Source organism: Janthinobacterium sp. SUN118 (assembly GCF_030397695.1).
Lineage (GTDB): Bacteria > Pseudomonadota > Gammaproteobacteria > Burkholderiales > Burkholderiaceae_D > Janthinobacterium.
This window is the reverse complement of sequence record NZ_JAPUBV010000002.1, coordinates 51420-71647: the sequence shown is the minus strand read 5'-3', so window position 1 is coordinate 71647 and position 20228 is coordinate 51420. Positions and strand designations below refer to the sequence as shown.

Below are 20228 nucleotides of genomic sequence, written 5' to 3'. Positions count from 1 at the left end.
ACATGCCTGGCTGTGGCATTCCCGCTCACCTTCCCTCATTCAGACAGGAGTTTCCATGAGTACAACTTCGCAGTGGATCGACATCGCCGGCCCGGACGGCACCTTCCAGGCTTACCTGGCCGTGCCGCACGTCGGCAAGGGGCCGGCCATCATCCTGTTGCAGGAAATTTTTGGCGTCAACGAGCACATCCGCGCCGTGGCCGACCAGTACGCGGCCGATGGCTATGTGGTGCTGGTGCCCGACCTGTTCTGGCGCGCCGGCGCACACATCGAGCTGGGCTATGACGCGGCGGGCTGGAAGCGCGCCGTCGAACTGATGCAGGCGACCGACAACGAGCACGCCGTGGGCGATATCGCCGCCACCGTCGCCGCCCTGCGCGCGCGTCCGGAAGTGACGGGCAAGCTGGCCTCGGTCGGCTACTGCTTCGGCGGCCGGTTGTCGTTCCAGGCCGCTGCGGCGGGCCTGGTCGACGTCGCCATCGCGTATTACGGCGGCGGCATCCAGAACAAGCTGGACCTGGCTGAGCGGATCAAGGTGCCGCTGCTGATGCATTTCGGCGGCCAGGACAGCCATATCCCGATGGACGCCGTGCAAAAGATCGCCGAGCGCTTCGAAGACCGGCAAGACGTGGAAATCCATATCTATCCGGGCGCCGAGCATGGTTTCAACTGTACCCACCGCGACAGCTACCAGCAGCGTGCCGCCGCCCTGGCGCACGGCAATTCCTTGATTTTCCTTGCGGAAAACCTGTAAGACTGCCGCACCAGGCCGGCCGGCTGCCCATGTCCATGTCGATACGCGCCCAGCAGCGAAGCCGCATGGGCGCTAAAATAGCGGCTGTGCCGGGCAACTCCGGCCGGCCGGGCGCCACGCCCGGCAAACCTGGATGAGGAACCGAATTAAAGATGGCCCAAGTAATTGTTTCTGTAACATTGGCGGCAAGCGCCGAACGCGTGTGGGATTTTATCGGCGGCTTCCAGTCGCTGGCTGAGTGGTCGAGCTCGATCAAGACCAGCCTGTCCGAACATGGCGGCCGCGTGCGCCGCCTGAAGACCACGGACGGCGCCGTCATCGCCGAACGCCTGCAAAGCTACAGCGAGGCGGACAAGAGCTATAGCTACACCATCGTCTCGGGCCCGATCCCCGTCAAGAATTACCGTTCCACCCTGCGCGTCACGGGCGAGCCGGGCGCGGATGTGTGCGTGGCGGAGTGGTCGGGCGAGTTCGACGCGGCCGAAGGCGTGGAAGAGGTCATGGTGGGCGCCTTCCAGCATCTGTACGAGACGGCGTTCGTCGACCTGAAACGCATCATGGCGATCTAGAGCGCCTGACAAACAGTCCATGGCGTTGTTGCGTTGCCTCGCCGTACATGCTTACTGTCTTCGGCAACACGCCTGGCCCTGAGCATTTTGTCTCGCACGCTTAAAAAAACACCGGCACAGGCCGGTGTTTTTTTATTTCAGGAACCCTTAGCGCTTCACCTTGCCAAACGCTTCGCCCTTGTTCCATGTAGGCAAGTTCTTCTCATTTGCCACTTCATAGCCGAGATTCAGGGTGAATTGCGCCTGCTGCACCATGCCCGACAGATCCCACGACGGCTTGTACTCGTCCGTGACCTGGTGGTAATCCTTCTTGAACGCGACGAGGCGCTCGCTGGATTCCTTCGGCTGCCGGACGAAGTCGAACGAACCGTCGCCGGAAAACACGGCCGAGCCCACGTTGAAGGCGGGCACGCCGGCCTTGGCGAACGCGAAGTGGTCGGCCCGGTAAAAGGCGCCGGACAGGTCGGGAATGGTCGGCGCCAGGCGCAAGCCCATGCGCTTGGCCACCTTGCCGGCGCTCGCGTACAGGCTGCTGCGCTCGGCGCCGGCCACGCCGATGTCATGCGTCTTGCCGACGAAGTTCATGCTGTCCAGGTTCAGGTCGGCGGCCGTCATGGCCAGCGGCCACAGCGGATTGCGCGTGTAGGCCGTGCTGCCCAGCATGCCCGTTTCCTCGCCTGCCGGCCACAGGAAGATCTGCGTGCGGCGCGCCGGCTGTTTCACGGCCACTTGCGCCATCGCCAGCAGGGCAGCCGCGCCCGAGGCGTTGTCGATGGCGCCGTTGTAGATATGGTCGCTCTGGCCGGCGCGGACGCTGCCTGCATCATCCTTGCCCAGATGGTCCCAGTGCGCCGAGTAAATCACGGCTTCGTCCTTCAACTTCGGGTCGGTGCCGGGCACGATGCCGGCCACGTTGAATTGTTCGATGCTGCGGATCTGGCTGTCGAGCCGGACTTTCACCGTGGCGTCCAGCGCCACGGGGCGGAAGTCGCGCGTTTCGGCCTGCGCGCGCAAGGCGTCCAGGTCTTGCCCGGCTTGCTGGAACAGGGCGCGCGCCATGTCTTCCTGCAGCCAGCCTTCCATGGCGTTGCCCGCGCCAGCCAGGCTGAAGCGTTCATGGCCGAAACCGTTGGCCGGCACCGACCACGGATACGACGCGGACGCCGTCGTGTGGATCAGCAGCACGCCGGCGGCGCCCTGGCGCAGCGCTTCCTCGTACTTGTAGACCCAGCGGCCGTAATAGGTCAGCGACTTGCCGGCAAAGCGCTGCGGCTCGGCGGCGGTCGGCTGCGGGTCGTTGACCATCATGACGACGAGCTTGCCCTTCAGGTCGACACCCTTGAAATCGTCCCAGCGTTCCTCGGGCGCGCGGATGCCGTAACCGGCAAACACGACGGGCGCGTCGAACGCGACCTGTTCCTGGCCGTTGGCGGCGCCAAAGACGATGTCCTTGCCGAAGGCGGGAGACAAGGTCTTGCCGCCCGCGCTGAAGGTCACTGTGCTCGATGGCAAGGCCTTGCTGCCGACGATGGTCAGCGCCTGGCGGTAGGTGCCGTCCTGCAAGGGCTGCAAGCCGATCACGGCCGCCTGCGTTTCCAGGTAGCGCACGGCCAGGTCGCCGCCGCGCTGGCCCGTGCCGCGTCCTTCCAGTAAATCGTCGGCCAGGAAGGACAGATGGGCGCGCAGCGGCGCTTCGGCGACGAGCGGTTGGGCGAGGGCAGCCGTGCCGAGCAGGCTGGCGGCGAGGACAAAGGTGGAACGCATGACAACTCCAAAAGTGAATACGGGAAAGCAAAGCAGCGGCAATCTTACTCTATCGCCATGGCCGGGACCGTGCCTGTCGTCGTGTTCGCCATGAGTGTTGCAGTCTGGAATTTACGTAGCCGCCGTATTGTTATATATCGTTCAATATTGGTAAAAGCACGCGCCAATTGCGTGCGGATCGCCGATGTTTCCGGGTTTTTTCGGCCGATATGCCGCAAAAAACGGCGTTCTGCGGCCTCCAGCCACCCGGTAAGGTCCAGTAAAGAGTAAACTAGCGGCTACACTCTTTCGCATTGGGCGATTCGAGCGAACTTGTGAGTGATTTCATGTCTGATACACCAATTTCCTTATTTTCCGACCTTCAACTGAGCGAGCCGCTGGTTCGCGCGCTCAAGGATGTCGGTTACGAAACACCGTCGCCTATCCAGGCGGCCACGATTCCATTATTGCTCGCCAACCGCGACGTGCTGGGCCAGGCGCAAACGGGCACGGGTAAGACCGCCGCCTTCGCCTTGCCTATCCTGTCGCGCATCGATCTGAAACAAAGCTCACCCCAAGCCCTGGTCCTGGCACCGACGCGCGAACTGGCCATCCAGGTCGCCGAAGCGTTCCAGGTGTACGCCGCCCACATTCCCGGCTTCCACGTGCTGCCGATCTACGGCGGCCAAAGCTACGGCCCGCAACTGTCGGCGCTGCGCCGCGGCGTGCACGTCGTCGTCGGCACGCCTGGCCGCGTCATCGATCACCTGGACAAGGGTTCGCTCGACCTGTCCAAGCTCAAAACCCTGGTACTCGACGAAGCCGATGAAATGCTGCGCATGGGCTTTATCGACGACGTCGAACGCATCTTGCAAGAAACGCCGGAAGGCCATCAAACGGCCCTGTTCTCGGCCACCATGCCTTCCGTCATCAAGCGCATCGCCACGACCTACCTGGTCAATCCGGCCGAAGTGACGGTCGCCGCCAAGACGGGCACGGCCGACAACATCCGCCAGCGCTACTGGCTGGTGTCGGGCATGCACAAGCTCGACGCGCTGACCCGCATCCTGGAAGCGGAAGCGTTCGACGGCATGATCATCTTTGCCCGCACCAAGCTGGGTACGGAAGAGCTGGCCGGCAAGCTGCAGGCGCGCGGTTTCTCGGCTGCCGCCATCAATGGCGACATCCAGCAAGCGCAGCGCGAGCGCACGATCCAGCAGTTGAAAGACGGCAAGATCGACATTTTGGTCGCAACCGACGTGGCCGCCCGCGGCCTGGACGTCGAGCGCATCAGCCACGTCGTCAACTACGACGTGCCGCACGATCCGGAAAGCTACACCCACCGCATCGGCCGCACGGGCCGCGCCGGCCGCAGCGGCGAAGCGATTTTGTTCATCACTCCGCGTGAAAAGAACTTGTTGAAAGCCATCGAACGCTCGACCCGCCAGCCGATCGGCATGCTGGAACTGCCAACGATCCAGGCCGTCAACGACGTGCGTATCGCCAAGTTCAAGGAACAGATCAGCGAAACCCTGGCCCTGGGCGAACTGGAGCAGTTCCAGTCGCTGATCGAGGATTTCGAGCGCGAACAGAATATCCCTGCCATCGAAATCGCCGCCGCCCTGGCGAAGATGGCGCGTGGCAATGTGCCTTTGTTGCTGGACAAGAACAAGGCGCGCGAACAAGCCACATGGCAGGATGACCGTCCCGTGCGCCAAGACCGCTTCGAACGCAACGACCGTCCGGAACGCGGCGACCGTTTCGACCGCAACGAGCGCAGCGAACGCCCGGCCTTCCCGAAAAAGGAACGCATTTCGCGTCCAGCCGACGCCGGCATGCAGACTTTCCGTATTGAGGTAGGTCATCAACATGGCGTCAAACCGGGCAATATCGTCGGCGCCATCGCCAACGAAGCGGGCATCGATTCGAAAAACATCGGCCGCATCGAAATCTATGACGACTACAGCGTCCTGGATTTGCCAGACAGCATGCCGAAAGAATTGCTGGACCAGCTGAAGACCGTGTGGGTGGCGGGCCAGCAACTGCGCATCAGCCGCGATGGCGATGCACCGGACCTGGCGCCGCCAGCCGCGCCGCGCAAGCCGTTCGCCGCCAAGTCGGCGCCCGCATTCAAGGATGCACCGGCCGACGCGGGCGATGCGCCAGTGCGCGCACCGAAGAAGGAACGTCCACGCCCGGGCGTGACGGCTTACCGCATCGAAGTGGGCCGCGAGCACGCCGTGACGCCAAGCAATATCGTCGGCGCCATCGCCAACGAAGCGAACCTGGAAGCCAAGCATATCGGCCGCATCGATATCTTCGACAATTACAGCGTGCTGGACTTGCCGGAAGGCATGCCGCCGGAAATCCTCGACCACCTGAAATCGGTCATCGTCTCGGGCCAGAAACTGCGCATCAGCCTTGACGATGGCACGACGGAGCGCAAGCCTGCGCCACCGCGTCCGAAGTCGCCGCGCAAGACCTTTAAGTAATCCATCCCCGCAGGCGCCTCCCCGGCGCCTGTGTCGCGGATTGGAGACAGATCCCTGGCTGGCGCGTTTGCGCCAGTTTTTTATTTTCCCTCAAGAAACGAACCTTGTCGCCGCGTTATGCTGGCTGGCAGGTGTCTGCGCGCGCCGCCATTGCGGCAGCACATCGCCGTCTTTTTATCGGTCGATGCGCCGTCTTTATTGCCTACAACAACAATAAATAATTTTCAATTAATTATTTCATACGCGCGCCATTAAAATTTTGAATTTCAATAAAATCAATCAAGTTGAATCAAAGTAAATCCTAAAACATAAAATAATTGATTTTTATTGTATTGTTTGACGGGCGTCACTGTCATCTCGGCGATATCTCGCTGCTGCTTGATGTGGTATATTGTTTTTATCTTTTTGTTATGCTAGTTGAAAAAAATAGAGGAGCGACGGATGCGGGTCAACACGCCTATCACGCAGAATGAATACGTATTAAATGAAGGCATGACGATTGTTTCCACCACGGATTTACAGGGAAACATCAATTACGCCAATCAGTATTTCATTGAGGTCAGCGGTTTCTCCGAAATGGAATTGCTGGGTGCGCCACAGAATATCCTGCGTCATCCCGATATGCCGGTCGAAGCATTCGCCGACCTGTGGGAGACGATCAAGAGCGGCATGCCGTGGACCGGCATGGTCAAGAACCGCTGCAAGAATGGCGACTTCTACTGGGTCTTCGCGAATATCACGCCCGTCATCGAAAATGGCCGCCCGATCGGCTATATGTCCGTGCGCACCAAGCCCACGCGCGAGCAGATCAACGAAGCGGCGGCGCTATACAAAAGTTTCAAGGACGGCAATGCCGGCAACCTGGCGATCCGCAATGGCCGCGTCGTGCGCCAGGGCTGGACCGCCAAGCTGGCCGAATGGCGCAAGCTGAGCCTGTCGCAGGATATCGCCCTGCATTGCGCCGTGTTTGGCGTGGTGCTGGCCATCCTCGGCTGCGCCGTGTGGAATATCGACGGCGACACGAGCACGGCCACGCGCAGCTGGCTCAGCGGCGCTGCTGCCGCCGCCGTGGCGCTGATGCTGTATTTCTGGGCCCATCTGCACAATTCCCTCGTCGCGCCGCTGGGCGACGCCATCACGGTGGCGCGCAAGATGGCCGGCGGCGACTTGACGGGCGTCATCGAGAAGGTGCGCGATGATGACATGGGTCAATTGATGGCCGCCTTGCGCCAGACGAATATCAACCTGCACAGCATCATTGGCGACGTGCGCGCCAACTTCGAGGATATCCGCATCACCACGGCCGAAATTGCCACGGGCAATATGGACCTGTCCAGCCGCACGGAATCGCAGGCGTCCAGCCTCGAGCAGACGGCGGCCAGCATGGAGGAGCTGACGTCCACCGTGCAAAACAGCGCCGACCACGTGGCGACGGCCAACGACCTGGCGGCGCAGGCGTCGACCATCGCCGCCAAGGGCGGCACCATCGTCAGCGAAGTCGTCACGACGATGGACGAGATCAGCACTTCGTCGCGCAAGATTCTCGACATCATCGGTCTCATCGACGGCATCGCCTTCCAGACGAATATCCTGGCCTTGAACGCGGCCGTGGAAGCGGCCCGCGCGGGCGAGCACGGGCGCGGCTTTGCCGTCGTGGCCGGGGAAGTGCGCAGCCTGGCGCAGCGCTCGGCGACGGCCGCGAAAGAAGTGAAAAACCTGATCGACCATTCGATCGCCACCGTGAACGCGGGCAGCGTGCTGACCAGCAATGCGGGCGCCACCATGACGGAAGTGATCGCCTCGGTGGCCCGCGTGACGGAAGTGATGGACGAGATTTCCTCCACCACGCGCGAGCAGAACCAGGGCATCGGCCAGGTCAACCAGGCCGTCATCCACATGGATGGCATCACGCAGCAGAACGCGGCGCTGGTGGAAGAGGCTGCTGCGGCGGCGGCCAACCTGGCGCAGCGCACCAACAGCGTGGCCCAGTCGATCGGCATCTTCAAGCTGAAAGCGTCGCCCAAGCGCAAGGCCACGGGCGTGGGCCGCAGCGTGGGCGCCGGCATGGCGACCAGGGCGCTGTTAAAGGCGCGCTGATTCCCCCATCGAGTGCCGGGGGCAGTCACGGCGTGAGCGGAATGCTTCCCATTGGGAGCATTCCGCCCGGTTGTCGCTTTCGGGGGGTGTTTATTTTTTCACCCGGTACACTTCACCGCTGCGCACCTTCTTCACCACCCCATCCCCGCCAAACAGAATGACATACTCTCCCTGCGCGCCCGAGGCGGCCGGGTAGGTGTACATCCACACTTCATTGCCGCTGTCGAAACGGATGGACGTGCTTTCACCGAGCGCGGCGCGCACCTGCTCGCGCGTGCTGCTGCCCGGCTGCACCGTCTGCTCCAGCGTTGCGTACGGTACGCTCTTGCTTGCCTGCAAGGCACGCGTGCCGGAACAGGCGGCCAGCAATGCCAGGGCACATACGGTCAGCCACTTCATGGCGCCACCTCGTCCATGTAAGTAAATTCCAGCAAGGTATCGTCGGGCCAGCCGGCGTCCCACAGGGGCGCGTAATACGTGCGGTCAAGCAAGACCTGGCAATCGCAATAGGGCAGCGAGGCCGGGGTTTGTTCGCCGCCCGCGTACAGCATGGTGAAAGGCAGGGCCAGGCGGCGCTCGCCATGCACGAGGGTGACGCCGAACAGGGGCCGCTCCGTGAAGAATAAATAGTTGCCGTCCGGCTCGGAACACACCTTGTCCGTGCTGTAGAGCATGCTGGAGAGCCAGGCGATGATTTGCGGGTCGTTCGAGATCAGGCCGGAATCCATGCCGGCGCGGCATTCCAGGCGCAGGTCGCCCAGGCGCCGCGTGCCGGGTGGCAAGCCGGGTGTGATCACCTGCGCGCGCCAGCTCATGGTGGTGGCCTTGCGGTTGGCGATCAGCACGGCATCCTCGCGCGCGGCCTGCGCATTGCGCACGGGGGCAAAGCTGTTGTCGTCGGCCAGGGGCAGGGGAATGCTGACCGTGTCGCCGGCGATGCGCAGCTGCACGCCCGTCATGTCCACGCCGGGCTGGCGCGGCAGCAGACGAAAGCGCAGGCTGGCCTGCGGCGCCAGCGCATGGTCGCGCTCGAAGCGGTCCACGCCCTGCAGCATCTTGCGGTAAGACTTGTCCACGGGGTCGCGCGTGGCGTCCACTTTTACCTGTGGCACGGGCGCGGTTTGCGCCAGCGCAAGAGTGACGTGGAGCAAGCTGGCGAGTAGCAGTGAAAGATGAATACGCATGGCTTGATGCTACGCCTTTTTGCGCGGCGGCCACGCACGGGTGGGGGGGCTCAGAGCCTATCCCCGTAGGGAGCGTCTTCTGCTGGCAGTCGATCAGGAGCGCGGACAAGGCGCGAGGAGGACGCGTGGCGAGCCACGCAATGACGAACAACGCAGTCCCCGCTTCTGAGGGGCGCCGGCAGGGGACGTATTCATCTGCTGGGATAGGTTCTTAGTATTCGCTATATTTGCGCGCATCGCCGCGCACCTGCTGCGCCGGATATTTCTGCGCGTTCAGCGTCATCTTTTCCAGCACGGCCGCGTGCAGGTCGACGCCGCTCTTGTCGGCCAGGCGCACCAGGTACATCAGCACGTCGGCCAGTTCATGGCGGATGCCCGCGCGCTTCGCTTCGTCCAGTTCCGCATCCGCGCCCGTGGCCAGCCACTGGTAGTGCTCGACCAGTTCCGCCACTTCCACGGACAGGGCCATGGCCAGGTTCTTCGGCGTGTGGAACTGGTCCCAGTCGCGCTCGTCGGCAAAGGCGCGCAGGCGCGCGCGAATGTCCAGCAGGCTGTCGGTGGGCGCGCTCATGCGGCGGCCTGCAGCGGTTTTTCCATGAAGACACTGAACGGATCGTCGGGATAGTCGCCGTACGGCCCGCGCCGCTGGTAGCCGTGGCGCGCGTACAGGGCGATGGCGTCCGGCTGGTGGATGCCCGTCTCTAGCGTCAGCAGGCGGCAGCCGCGCGCCAGCGCCTGTTCTTCCAGCAGGGCCAGCAGGCGTTTCGCCAGGCCCAGGCCACGGCTGTCCGGGTGGACATACATGCGCTTGACCTCGCCGAAAGCGGGCGTGACGACGATGGCGCCGCAGGCACGCGCCGCGCCGGCCGCATCGCGGGCGACGGCAAACAGCAGGGTTTCCGGCGGCAGCGATGCCAGGTCCAGCGCATACACGCACTCGGCCGGATACAGGGTTTGTTGATAGGCATCAAGCTCGGCGATCAGGGTTTGCACATCGGCTTGCTGCGGCGATTCCAGGAGAATTTGCATGGTGAAAGCAGGTAGACGGAGATTGCCCCCATGGTATCACTGCGGCCGCGCCAGGCGCAGCGACAGGCCGATGGGCGACATCACAAAGCCCATCAGTTCCTGCGCCTCGCCGCCATCGGGCGTGTCGACGCCGGCGATGTCGAAGCTGCCCAGCAGCATGGCCATGGCGATCTTGATCTCCAACAAGGCCAGGTAGCGTCCCGGACACGTGCGCAAGCCGGCGCCGAACGGCATCGAGGCGCGCTTGTTGTTCGCCTCGCCGCTCTGCGCCAGCCAGCGCTCGGGCTGGAACGCCTGCGCGTCGGGAAAGTGGGCGTCGGCGACGGTATCGTTGCGCATCACGCACCACACGAGGGTGCCGGCCGGCACGGCGATGTCGGCGATGACCGTGTCGCGCAGCGCTTCAACGGGCAGGAAGGGCGCCACGGGTTTCAGGCGCATGGCTTCGCTGGCGCAGGCGCCCAGGTAGTCGAGGCTATCCATCTGCTCGATCGTGAAGTGCGCCGCGTCGGGCGCCAGGCGCCGCACTTCCTCGCGCGCCCGCGCCAGGCTGTGCGGATGGCGCTGCAGCAGATAGATCATCCAGGAAATCGTGTTGGCCGTCGTGTCTTCGCCGGCCAGCAGCATGGTCAGCACATTGCCCGCCACGGCGCGGTCGTCCACGCCGCTGTCCTTTTCGTCGGCGGCGGCGATCATCGCTTCGAGCAGGTTGGGCGGGCGTTCGCGGCGCACCGGATCGTGCGCCATGCGCGTGCGCGCCTGCTGCACCAGGTCGGCCACGGCGGCGGAGAGGGCCGCCACGTCGCGGTCGAGGCGCCGGTCGATGGGCAGCTTGACGTAGCGCCAGTACGGGAACATCGACAGGCTGCGCCGCGCCACGGCGGGCAGGATGTCGTCCATGTGGCGCTGGATCACGTCCTCGCCCGATTCCAGCGTGTTGACTTCCGTGCCGAAGGCCAGCCCGGCGATGATGTCGACCGTATAGCGTTTCAGGTCGCCATCGAGATCGATGGCCTGGCCTTGCGTGGCGGCAAGATGCCAGCGCCGCTGCAGGCGCTGCGCCACCGATACCAGCGCCGGGAAGTAGGCCTTGATGGCGCCCGGCGCCATGCCGGCCATGACCATGCGGCGCTGGTTGCGCCACTGCGCGCCTTCGGCCAGGAACAGGCCGGGGATGCCGCCCATCTCTTCGGAGACGATGAAGCTGCTGAGCGGACGCCGGAAACCGTCGGGCCGGTCGCGCAGCACGGCGGCGACGGCCTCGCTGTCGGCCACCACCAGCACCAGCGTGCGGCCGAACCAGGCGCGCAGGTAGGGGCCGTAGCGCTGCACCCATTGCTCGACGTCGCGGTGGATGCGCGTGAGCTTGATTTGCAGGCTGTTGCCGACGATGGGCAGGGCGAACGGCCCCGGCAAGCGGCGGATCTGGCGCAAGGGCCGCGCGATGGCGGGCGCGGCGGCATGGTCGAGTGGCGGCATGAACGTCTCCTGTCGATACGGTGAAAGTACGAGGATTGCTTGCAACAATAACCATACTCTACGCGATTGCGGCCTGCCTGTATTGAACGTTTACGACATCGTCGGGCGGCGAAAAATCCCGCTACAATGGTTGCCATGGCTTCCACACCGACTCCCGCCGCCACACCCGTCACGCGCCTGATCGCGCCGCGCACCGCGCTCGCTTCCTGCGTGCGCGCCTTCCTCGTGCGCGACACCACGCCTTGCGCGCCGCTGCCGCCGGCGCAGCGCCTGAACCGCTTTCCCGCCACGCCCATGTGTTGTCTGCTGTGGACCGTCGCGGGCGAGGTCGAGGCGGCGGCGCCCGGCCCCGACCTGCTGCAGGTGCGCATGCCGCCCGCCCTGTTCAGCGGCCCGCGCGGCTATCCGCTGGTCAGCTACAACCCAGGTCCCGTGCACTCGTTCATGGTGATGCTGTATCCGGCCGCCCTGCATGCGCTGACGGGCATCGACATGGCAGTCCTGTTCGACCAGGTGCGCCCGCTCGAACCGCTGTTCGACGCCGACTGGCTGGCGCTGTCCGACGCCGTGCTGGCCGCGCCCGACGACGCGGCGCGCATCGCGCTGGTGGAAGCGTTCCTGGCGCCGCGCTGGGCGGTGGTGCGCAAGAGCGGCGACCAGCCGGCCGGCGCCATCCAGGACTGGGTGCGCCGCCTGGGCGTGCAGGCGGCATCGATGGGCCTGGCCAGTGGCGCGCGCAATATCGAGCGCCGCATCAAGGCATGGGCCGGCCAGCCCATGCGCACCCTGCGCCGCATGCGCCGCGCGGAACAGTCGTTTCTCGACGCGCGAGAGGCCATGCTGCAAGGCAACGCCTCATGGAGCGATATCGCCTTGCAGGGCGGTTACGCCGATCAGGCCCATTTGTGCCGCGAGGTGCGCGCCATCACGGGCCTGAGTCCCACCGAACTGGCGCGCGCCAGCCGCGACGATGAAAGTTACTGGGTTTATCGTATATGGGCGTAGGTCGGGTAAGGGCCGGAGGAGCGTAAGCCGACGTTGGCACGGTCGGTGGGGAGGTCGGATTACGCGGCGTTGCCGCTAATCCGGCCTACCGCTCGCCGTACACCTTTCCCTTGGACAAAGTCATCTCATGGTGCCCGGCGCCGGGAGCCAGCATGGGGAAGCAGTTTTCCTCGCCATGCACGCGCACGTCGAGGAAGCAGGGGCCGCTTGATGCCAGGCAGGCGGCCAGCGCCGCGTCGAGTTCGTCGCGCCGGCTCACCGTGTGCGCCTGCCAGCCGAACGCGCGCGCCAGGGCGACGAAGTCGGGCAGCGCTTCCGTGAAGCTGTGGCTGTAGCGCCCGCCATGGATGAGTTCCTGCCACTGGCGCACCATGCCCATGTAGCCATTGTTCGACAGCACCACTTTCACGGGCAGGCGGTGCTGCACGGCCGTCGCCAGTTCCTGGATATTCATCAGGATCGAGGCGTCGCCGCTGACGCACACCACGCGGCGGTCCGGGTGGGCGACCTGCGCGCCGATGGCGGCCGGCAGCCCGTAGCCCATGGTGCCGGCGCCGCCCGACGTCAGCCAGCGCCCCGGCTGCTCGAAGCGCAGGTGCTGCGCGGCCCACATCTGGTGCTGGCCCACGTCGGTGGAAACGATGGCGTCCTGCCCGTCCAGCGCCGCCTGCAGCCGCTGCATCAGCGCCTGCGGCGCGATCACGTCCGGCGTGTCGTCGAACGCCAGGCAATCCTGCGCGCGCCAGCCGTCGATGCGCTGCCACCACGGCTGGCGGTCCGCCAGCAGCCGGCCGCGCAGCTGCGCCAGCAGGGCATCCAGCACGGGCGCGCAATCGCCGCGCAGGGCCACGTCGGCGCGCACCACCTTGCCAATCGACGCCGGATCGATATCGACGTGGATGATTTTCGCGCCGGGACAGAAGGCGTCCAGTCTGCCGGTGACGCGGTCGTCGAAGCGGGCGCCGACGCAGACGATCAGGTCCGCGTGGTGCATGGCCAGATTCGCTTCCAGCGTGCCGTGCATGCCCAGCATGCCGAGGAAGGCCGGGTGCGAGGCGGGAAAGGCGCCCAGGCCCAGCAGGGTCAGGGTGCACGGCGCGGCCGCCAGTTTCACCAGTTGCCCGAAGGCGGCGCAGGCGGCGGGGCCGGAGTTGATGAGGCCGCCGCCGCCATAGAACACGGGCTGGCGCGCGCCGGCGATCAGGCTGGCGGCCCGTTCGAGGTCGGCGAGCGCGGGCAGGGGCGTGGCGACGGCGGCGGTGGGCGGCAGCGCTGCCCCGTGCGCGACGGGCGCCAGCTGCAGATCCTTGGGAAAGTCGACCAGCACGGGGCCGGGCCGTCCCTGCGTGGCTTGCGCGTAGGCTTCGCGCACGACGGCCGCCGTTTCATCGGCCGTGCGGATTTGCCGGTTCCACCTGGTGACGGGGCGCGAAATGCCGAGCGCGTCGCATTCCTGGAAGGCGTCCGTGCCGATGCTGGTGGTGGCCACCTGGCCGCTGATGCAGATGACGGGAATCGAATCGCACAGCGCGTCGAGCAGTCCCGTGGTGGTATTGCTCATGCCGGGGCCGGACGTGACGAAGACCACGCCGGGCCGGCCCGTGCTGCGCGCATAACCTTCGGCCGCGTGCACGGCCGCCTGCTCGTGGCGCACCAGCACATGGCGCAAACGCGGCTGCGCGTGCAGCGCGTCGTACAGGGGCAGCACGGCGCCGCCCGGGTAGCCGAAGACGGTGTCGACGCCCAGCGCCAGCAGGGTGTCGATCAGCACGCTGGCACCGTTGCGCGGCGCAGGGGAAGAGGAGGGCGGGGCGAGGAGGGCGGCGTGGTCAGGTTTCATGGCCTTATTTTCTGCCTGATGCCACAGAAAAGGCTGCTGGTTTTCTCGTATAAAATGCCGTATTCAGCAAAATTTGCTGTTCAAATAGAGGAATGCAGAATGAAGCTCGATAAATTCGACCTCGCCATCCTGACGGCCCTGCAGCAGGATGCCCGCATCAGCCTGCACGACTTGAGCGCCAAGGTGGGGCTGACGTCGTCGCCGTGCTGGGCGCGCATCAAGCGCATGGAGGAAGACGGCGTCATCGAGGGCTACACGGTGAACGTGAACGCGGCCAAGGTGGGGCTGGCCGATACCGTCATCGTGCAAGTGACCCTGGACGACCATTCCGACCAGGCCCTGTTCGAGTTCGGCCACGCGCTGGCCATGATCCCGGAAGTGCTGGAAGCGTTTCTTGTTTCCGGCGACTACGATTACTATCTGCGCATCGCCGTCAGCGACACGCGCGACTATGAACGCCTGCTGCGTGAGCGCCTGTACAAGATTCCCGGCATCCGCCACAGCAAATCGAGCTTCGTCTTGCGCCAGCTCAAGCAGAGCTATTTGCCGCTGCAGCGCTGAGTATCCCGTCGATACGCTGCACGGCGGGAGTTTTTCCCTAGTCCATCCCCTGGTGGCTGTCCGATACTGGACAGTAATAAAACCACTATACAACGGGGACCCGCATGAAACCGACCGTATTTGCCGCCGCCCTGGCCCTGTGCCACGCGCACGCCGCCGAGCCGGCTGCCGCCAGCCTGGCCGCGAACCTGGCCACCTCGGGCGATTTGCCTGTCGTCATCATCACGGGCAGCATGCCGCTGCCCACCGTGGAGCAGGCGCGCGATGCCATCGCCGCGCCCGTGCAGACGGCCGACGCGCAGCAGATCGCGCGCAGCGGCGCGCTGGACCTGTCGGCCTTTCTGCGCCGCAACCTGGGCAGCGTGGTCGTCAACGAGGTGCAGAACAACCCGTTCCAGCCTGACGTCAGCTACCGCGGCTACACGGCGTCGCCATTGCTGGGCACGCCGCAGGGCCTCTCCGTCTATCTCGACGGCATGCGCTTGAACCAGCCGTTTGGCGACGTCGTCAGCTGGGACTTGATTCCGCGCATGGCGATCGCCTCGCTGACCCTGATGCCGGGCTCGAACCCGCTGTTCGGCTTGAACACCCTGGGCGGCGCGCTGGCCATCCAGAGCAAGGATGGCAGGACCAGCCCCGGCACGGCCGTCGAGGCGCGCCTGGGCGCCAATCAACGGCGCGGCGTGGAGTTCGAGCACGGCGGCAGCAATGCGCAGGGCTGGCACTGGTATGTGACGGGCAACCGTTACAAGGAAGAGGGCTGGCGCGACGATTCGCCGTCGGACGTGCGCCAGGCCTTTGGCAAGCTGGGCTGGAGCGATGCGCGCACGCAGGTCGCCGCCACGCTGGCGCATGCGGACAATGCGCTGACGGGCAATGGCTTGCAGGAACAGCGCCTGCTGGCGCGCGATTACCGCAGCGTCTACACGAAGCCGGACTTGACGCAGAACAGGGCGACCATGCTGAACCTGACGGCCAGGCACCAGGCCAGCGACAGCTTGCTGTTGTCCGGCAATGCGTATTACCGCAAGATCGACACGCACACGTTTAATGGCGACCTGAACGACGAGTCGTTGGACCAGTCCGTCTACCAGCCGGGCGCGGCCGAGCGGGCCGCCCTGGCGGCGGCCGGCTATGCGGGCTTTCCCGCCAGCGGGGCGAACGCGGGCAACACGCCGTTTCCCAAGTGGCGCTGCATAGCCAATGTCTTGCTGAACGACGAGCCGGCCGAGAAATGCAACGGCATGCTCAACCGCAGCCATACGCAGCAGGACAACCATGGCTTTTCCGGCCAGTTCACCTGGCTGGCCGGCGTGGCGGGCATGCGCCATGCCGTCACGGGCGGCGCCGCCCATGACGCGAGCCACGCCACGTTCCGCCAGACCAGCCAGTTCGGCTATCTGAATCCGGACCGCAGCATCACGCCCGTCAATTTCTTTGCCGACGGCACGCAGATCGACGACGATGGCACACCCGTGGACAACCGCGTCGACTTGCGCGGGCGCATGCGCACATGGAGCGTGTATGCGAGCGACAGCATGGCGTTCAATCAAGACCTGACCCTGACCGTGTCGGGCCGCTACAACCGCAGCACGGTGCGCAACCGCGACGCCATCACGCCCGGCGGCGGCAGCGGTTCGCTCGACGGCGACCACCGCTACAGCCGCTTCAATCCCGCCATCGGCCTGGCCTACGCGCCGGCCGCGGGCAGCAGCGCCTACCTCGGCTACAACGAAGGCAGCCGCACGCCGACGGCCATCGAGCTCGGTTGCGCCGACCCGGAGAACCCATGTCGATTGCCGAACGCCATGGCCGGCGACCCGCCCCTGAAACAGGTGGTGACGAAGACGTGGGAAGCGGGCGTGCGCGGCCAGTGGGGCAGCATGGCGAAGTGGAGCGCGGGCGTATTTCGCGCGGAAAACCATGACGACATCCTGTTCGTGGCCGACAACCAGGCCGGCTTCGGTTACTTCAAAAATTTCGGCAAGACGCGTCACCAGGGCGTGGAGCTGGCGCTCGATGGCAAGGCGGGGGCACTGGATTTCGGCGTCAACTACACGTGGCTGCAGGCAACGTACCAAAGCCGCGAAACCGTCAACGGCAGCGCCAACAGCAGCAGCGACGCGGAAGCCCCCGGCCTGGAAGGCCATATCGTCATCGCGCCCGGCAACCGTATCCCGCTCACCCCCAGCCATCTCCTGAAGGCGCACGTGGATTACGCGGGCGGACGCGACTGGACGCTGGGGCTGGCCATGACGGCCGTGTCGGGCGCGTATGCGCGCGGCAATGAAAACAACCGGCACCAGCCGGGTGGCGCGTCCTACCTGGGCGCGGGCAAGAGCGGCGGCTACGCCGTGGTCGAGCTGAACGGCAGATACCAGCTGACGCCCCGGCTCAGCGTGTTTGCCCAGGTGAGCAACCTGTTCGACCGCAAGTACGCCACGGCCGCCCAGCTGGGCGCGACGGGTTTCGACGCCAACGGCAACTTCGCCGCCCGGCCGCTGCCGGCCGTGGGGGGCGCATATCCGATGGTCAACGCGACCTTTTATGCGGCCGGCGCGCCGCGCGCGATCAACGTGGGCATGCGTTACGCGTTTTAAGGGTGGATGTGTTCGATGACGCGATGGCGCAGCGCCAGGTGGACGAGGGCGGCGGGACCGGCCACGTCGAGCTTGTCCCTGATGCACGTCTGGTGGTTGGCCACCGTCTTGCTGCTCAGGTGCAGCAGGCGGGCGCAGTCGGCGGCGCTGCGGCCTTGGGCCAGCAGGCGGAAGATTTCGAATTCGCGCTGGCTCAGGCTGCTCAAGCGCTGCATTTCCGCGCCGGCCGTGTCGTGCCGCACGCCGGGCGCGCTGTGCGGGTCCAGGTAGCGGCGGCCCGCATGGGCGGCGCGCACGGCTTCGACCAGGTGCTCCGGATCGGCCTGCTTGCTGACGAAGCCGCAGGCGCCGCCGTCGAGCGCGCGCGCGATCAGCTGGGGCGTGTCGTGCATGGTGAACACCAGCACGCGGGCGCCGGCGTCGCGGGCGATCAGCTTGCGCAGCAATTCCAGGCCGCCGATGCCGGGCATGGACAGGTCCGTCACGCAGACGTCGGGCGCGTGTTGTCCATGCAAGGCATACGCCGCCTCGCCATTGCCCGCTTCGGCCACGACGGCGATATCGGCGTCCTGTTCCAGCAGGCGGCGGTAGCCCGAGCGCACGACCGGGTGGTCGTCGACCAGCATCACGCGGATCGGCCGCGCGGCCACGCCGATGCCCGTGCTCATGCGGCCCACCGTGGCGCGACGCCCGCCAGTGGCATCGCCACTTCGATGCGCAAGCCGCGGCCCAGCGCGCTGATCCAGTGGATATGGCCGCGCAGGCCCGCCACGCGCTCGCGCATGCCCAACATGCCGAAGCCGCCAGCTTCCGTTTTGTCCTGGCGCAAGCCATGGCCATCGTCTTCGATGGCCAGGTGCAAGGTGCCGTGCGCATCGGCGCGCAATTCCACCGTGGCGCGGCGGGCGCCCGCGTGGCGCGCCACGTTCGTCAAGCCTTCCTGCACCAGGCGGTAGATGGCGATGGCCGTGCCGTCGTCGAGGTCGGCCGGAATGGCGTGCGGCGCGAAATGGCAGGCGATGCCGTGCTGCGCGGTCCAGCCGTCGCACAGCGCCTGCAGGGCCGCTTCCAGGCCCAGGCTGTCGAGCACGGGCGGGCGCAGCCGGCGCAGCATGCTGCGCACCATCGCGTGCAGCGCTTCGGCGGCGCCGGCGATGCTGGCCGCGCTGGCTTGCACATTGGCCTGGTCGCCGGCACCGGCGCGCAGGATGTAGCTGGCGGCCGCGCGGATGGCCGCGCAGTTTTGCCCCACTTCATCGTGCAATTCACGGGCCAGCGCACAGCGCTCGTCTTCCTGGGCGCGCAGCAGGCGCTGCGTCAGGGCGCGGTTGTGCGCCAGCAGGTCGGCCACCTGGCGCCCGCGCCACAGGGCGCAGCCGGCCAGCGCCAACGCCAGCAACAGCAGGCTCAGGGCCAGTTCATCGAGTTGCCAGTGTTCCTGGCGCCGCAGCGCATGCGCCAGCCGCTCGGCCAGGTCCAGCCTGGCGGCCAGCAGGAAAAATGCCAGCGCCAGCGCCAGCGTGCCGCACAGCAAAACGGCCCGGCGTGGCCGGGAGCGCGCGCTTGCCTGGGCGCCAAGTTGATCGTATTCCATGATGCACGCTCCCTGAGCACGGTAATGCCGAGGTTGTGCAATCTTCATGCCACCGGTGGTGGGGCGGGGCCGGCGCGCGAAGGGGCCGTGATGCCTGTTCCAGGATGGAACAGGTGTACCGCGATGTGACGCTGCGCCGCACCGACGCGAGGTGGCGCCGCGATCCGGCCGTGACGCCAGGCGCGGTTTTCGAGCTTATCCGAAGTTGTGTCCGCATGCCGGTGCGCACGTTTGACGACAAGGAAATTGTTGTTTGAATGTAACGTCGAGAATGGACAAACTTTCATAGGGAAAACAAAACAAAGTTTCGGGAAGTTAGATAAAAAATAAATAAACGATATTAAAAATATGTTATTTGTTTTATGTGATTTGCTATATTTGTTGACACTTTTGTGAAAAAGCTGAAAGCGGGCACAGACCTGCCGACCTCTCTATCCACAACAATCAAGGGAATAGAATGAATCGCTCATCGTATGCAGCGCGGGTATCGCCCGCCGCTCCTCACCCATCCGCTACCCGCGGTCGCAAAACCCTGTTTTCCGCTCTTGCCACGCTGGCGCTGCTATCCGCGGCACCGGCCATGGCGGATGTCATCAGTTTCGACTCGCTGCGACCCGATATTTATGCAAGCGGCCAGACGCTCAATACGTCGAGCTACAACCTGCTGTTTCTTGCCGATCCGACGACGGCCGCTGGCGGCGGCGTCAGCGGCGTGGGCGCCATCCTCGATGGCCGCGCGACATCCTCGTGCGATATCGCCGCTTGTCCGCAAGGCGGCACCGGCAACTACCTGGCCATCCTCAACGATGGCGGCGTGAATTTTTCCCGTGCCGACCACCAGGCTTTCAGCCTCACCGGTTTCGACTATTCCTTCATCGCCCCCATCTCCGGCTTGCCGAACCAGAATTGGGGCCAGCTGCAGCTGAGCGGCACCCTGACCAACGGCCAGGTGATCAATACCTCGCTGGCGTTCCCGGGCCAGGGCAGCGATGGCAATTACTATTTCCAGAGCGCCTCGCTGTTGAGCGGCTTCAGCAATTACGCCTTTACGGGCCTGACTTTCAATGCCTGCATCTTCAACGAGAGCGGCATTTGCAGCAACTCGCTCGACTTCCCCGCGTTTAACCAGGGCCAGTTCGCGCTCGACAACATCAATGTCAGCGCCGTGCCGGAACCGTCGACCTACCTGCTGCTGCTGGCCGGACTGGGCGCCATCGGCATGGTCTCGCGCCGCCGCGCCGCCAAGGCCGTCGCCACCGCCACCGTGCAAGGAGCCTGAGC

Annotated in this window: 17 protein-coding genes; 8 read left to right on the top strand and 9 right to left on the bottom strand. The window is 65.3% G+C overall.

Annotated elements, in window-relative coordinates:
- Nucleotides 1–55 precede the first annotated feature (55 nt).
- Both O0880_RS15965 and O0880_RS15960 read left to right on the top strand, forming a co-directional pair.
- A complete protein-coding gene (locus tag O0880_RS15965) occupies nucleotides 56–754 on the top strand; it encodes a dienelactone hydrolase family protein (RefSeq protein WP_071325516.1) in 699 nt (232 codons plus the stop codon).
- Between the two features lie 152 nt (nucleotides 755–906).
- Nucleotides 907–1323, top strand: a complete 417-nt coding sequence (locus O0880_RS15960; protein WP_071325515.1) for an SRPBCC family protein — start codon at nucleotides 907–909, stop codon at nucleotides 1321–1323.
- A 147-nt stretch (nucleotides 1324–1470) separates the two neighbouring features.
- On the opposite strand, the gene O0880_RS15955 is transcribed toward O0880_RS15960, so the two are convergent.
- Nucleotides 1471–3087 carry a M28 family peptidase gene (locus O0880_RS15955; protein WP_289887410.1) on the bottom strand — a complete coding sequence of 539 codons (1617 nt, stop codon included), beginning with the start codon at nucleotides 3085–3087 and terminating at the stop codon, nucleotides 1471–1473.
- Nucleotides 3088–3413: 326 nt separating this feature from the next.
- Between O0880_RS15955 and O0880_RS15950 the strand changes: the two genes are divergently transcribed.
- Both O0880_RS15950 and O0880_RS15945 read left to right on the top strand, forming a co-directional pair.
- Nucleotides 3414–5558 carry a DEAD/DEAH box helicase gene (locus O0880_RS15950; RefSeq protein ID WP_289887409.1) on the top strand — a complete coding sequence of 715 codons (2145 nt, stop codon included), beginning with the start codon at nucleotides 3414–3416 and terminating at the stop codon, nucleotides 5556–5558.
- 441 nt (nucleotides 5559–5999) lie between these two features.
- Complete coding sequence (locus tag O0880_RS15945) at nucleotides 6000–7655, top strand: PAS domain-containing methyl-accepting chemotaxis protein (protein ID WP_289887408.1); 1656 nt, start codon at nucleotides 6000–6002, stop codon at nucleotides 7653–7655.
- Nucleotides 7656–7745: 90 nt separating this feature from the next.
- Here O0880_RS15945 and bamE read toward each other — a convergent pair whose 3' ends face one another.
- The 5 genes from bamE to O0880_RS15920 all read right to left on the bottom strand — a co-directional run bounded on the left by bamE (nucleotide 7746) and on the right by O0880_RS15920 (nucleotide 11347).
- Nucleotides 7746–8054, bottom strand: a complete 309-nt coding sequence (gene bamE / locus O0880_RS15940; RefSeq protein ID WP_289887407.1) for an outer membrane protein assembly factor BamE — start codon at nucleotides 8052–8054, stop codon at nucleotides 7746–7748.
- Nucleotides 8051–8839: a hypothetical protein gene (locus O0880_RS15935; protein WP_071325510.1), complete on the bottom strand. Its 789-nt coding sequence runs from the start codon at nucleotides 8837–8839 to the stop codon at nucleotides 8051–8053. Before O0880_RS15935 ends, bamE begins: the two co-directional genes overlap by 4 nt.
- Before the next feature lie 211 nt (nucleotides 8840–9050).
- Nucleotides 9051–9410 (bottom strand): nucleotide pyrophosphohydrolase, encoded by a 360-nt coding sequence (locus O0880_RS15930; RefSeq protein ID WP_071325509.1) that lies wholly within the window; start codon nucleotides 9408–9410, stop codon nucleotides 9051–9053.
- Nucleotides 9407–9868: a GNAT family N-acetyltransferase gene (locus tag O0880_RS15925; RefSeq protein ID WP_071325508.1), complete on the bottom strand. Its 462-nt coding sequence runs from the start codon at nucleotides 9866–9868 to the stop codon at nucleotides 9407–9409. Before O0880_RS15925 ends, O0880_RS15930 begins: the two co-directional genes overlap by 4 nt.
- Before the next feature lie 36 nt (nucleotides 9869–9904).
- On the bottom strand, nucleotides 9905–11347 hold the full coding sequence (locus O0880_RS15920; RefSeq protein ID WP_289887405.1) for a cytochrome P450: 1443 nt from the start codon (nucleotides 11345–11347) through the stop codon (nucleotides 9905–9907).
- A 135-nt stretch (nucleotides 11348–11482) separates the two neighbouring features.
- Here O0880_RS15920 and O0880_RS15915 point away from each other — a divergent pair, with 135 nt between their 5' ends.
- Nucleotides 11483–12352, top strand: a complete 870-nt coding sequence (locus O0880_RS15915; RefSeq protein WP_289887404.1) for an AraC family transcriptional regulator — start codon at nucleotides 11483–11485, stop codon at nucleotides 12350–12352.
- An 85-nt stretch (nucleotides 12353–12437) separates the two neighbouring features.
- Here the strand turns inward: O0880_RS15915 and ilvB are convergent, their stop codons facing one another.
- A complete protein-coding gene (gene ilvB / locus O0880_RS15910) occupies nucleotides 12438–14192 on the bottom strand; it encodes a biosynthetic-type acetolactate synthase large subunit (protein WP_289887403.1) in 1755 nt (584 codons plus the stop codon).
- Nucleotides 14193–14291: 99 nt separating this feature from the next.
- Between ilvB and O0880_RS15905 the strand changes: the two genes are divergently transcribed.
- Nucleotides 14292–14753 (top strand): Lrp/AsnC family transcriptional regulator, encoded by a 462-nt coding sequence (locus O0880_RS15905; RefSeq protein ID WP_071325505.1) that lies wholly within the window; start codon nucleotides 14292–14294, stop codon nucleotides 14751–14753.
- A 104-nt stretch (nucleotides 14754–14857) separates the two neighbouring features.
- Nucleotides 14858–17353, top strand: a complete 2496-nt coding sequence (locus tag O0880_RS15900; protein ID WP_289887402.1) for a TonB-dependent receptor — start codon at nucleotides 14858–14860, stop codon at nucleotides 17351–17353.
- Here the strand turns inward: O0880_RS15900 and O0880_RS15895 are convergent.
- Both O0880_RS15895 and O0880_RS15890 read right to left on the bottom strand, forming a co-directional pair.
- Entirely contained in the window at nucleotides 17350–18021 is a 672-nt protein-coding gene (locus tag O0880_RS15895) for a response regulator transcription factor (protein ID WP_289887401.1), read from the bottom strand. The genes O0880_RS15900 and O0880_RS15895 overlap by 4 nt on opposite strands.
- Nucleotides 18018–18947 (bottom strand): histidine kinase, encoded by a 930-nt coding sequence (locus O0880_RS15890; protein WP_289887400.1) that lies wholly within the window; start codon nucleotides 18945–18947, stop codon nucleotides 18018–18020. The genes O0880_RS15895 and O0880_RS15890 overlap by 4 nt, the downstream gene beginning before the upstream one ends.
- A gap of 580 nt (nucleotides 18948–19527) precedes the next feature.
- On the opposite strand from O0880_RS15890, the gene O0880_RS15885 reads away from it, so the two are divergent.
- Nucleotides 19528–20226: an NF038120 family PEP-CTERM protein gene (locus O0880_RS15885; protein WP_289887399.1), complete on the top strand. Its 699-nt coding sequence runs from the start codon at nucleotides 19528–19530 to the stop codon at nucleotides 20224–20226.
- The last annotated feature ends 2 nt before the right edge of the window (nucleotides 20227–20228 follow it).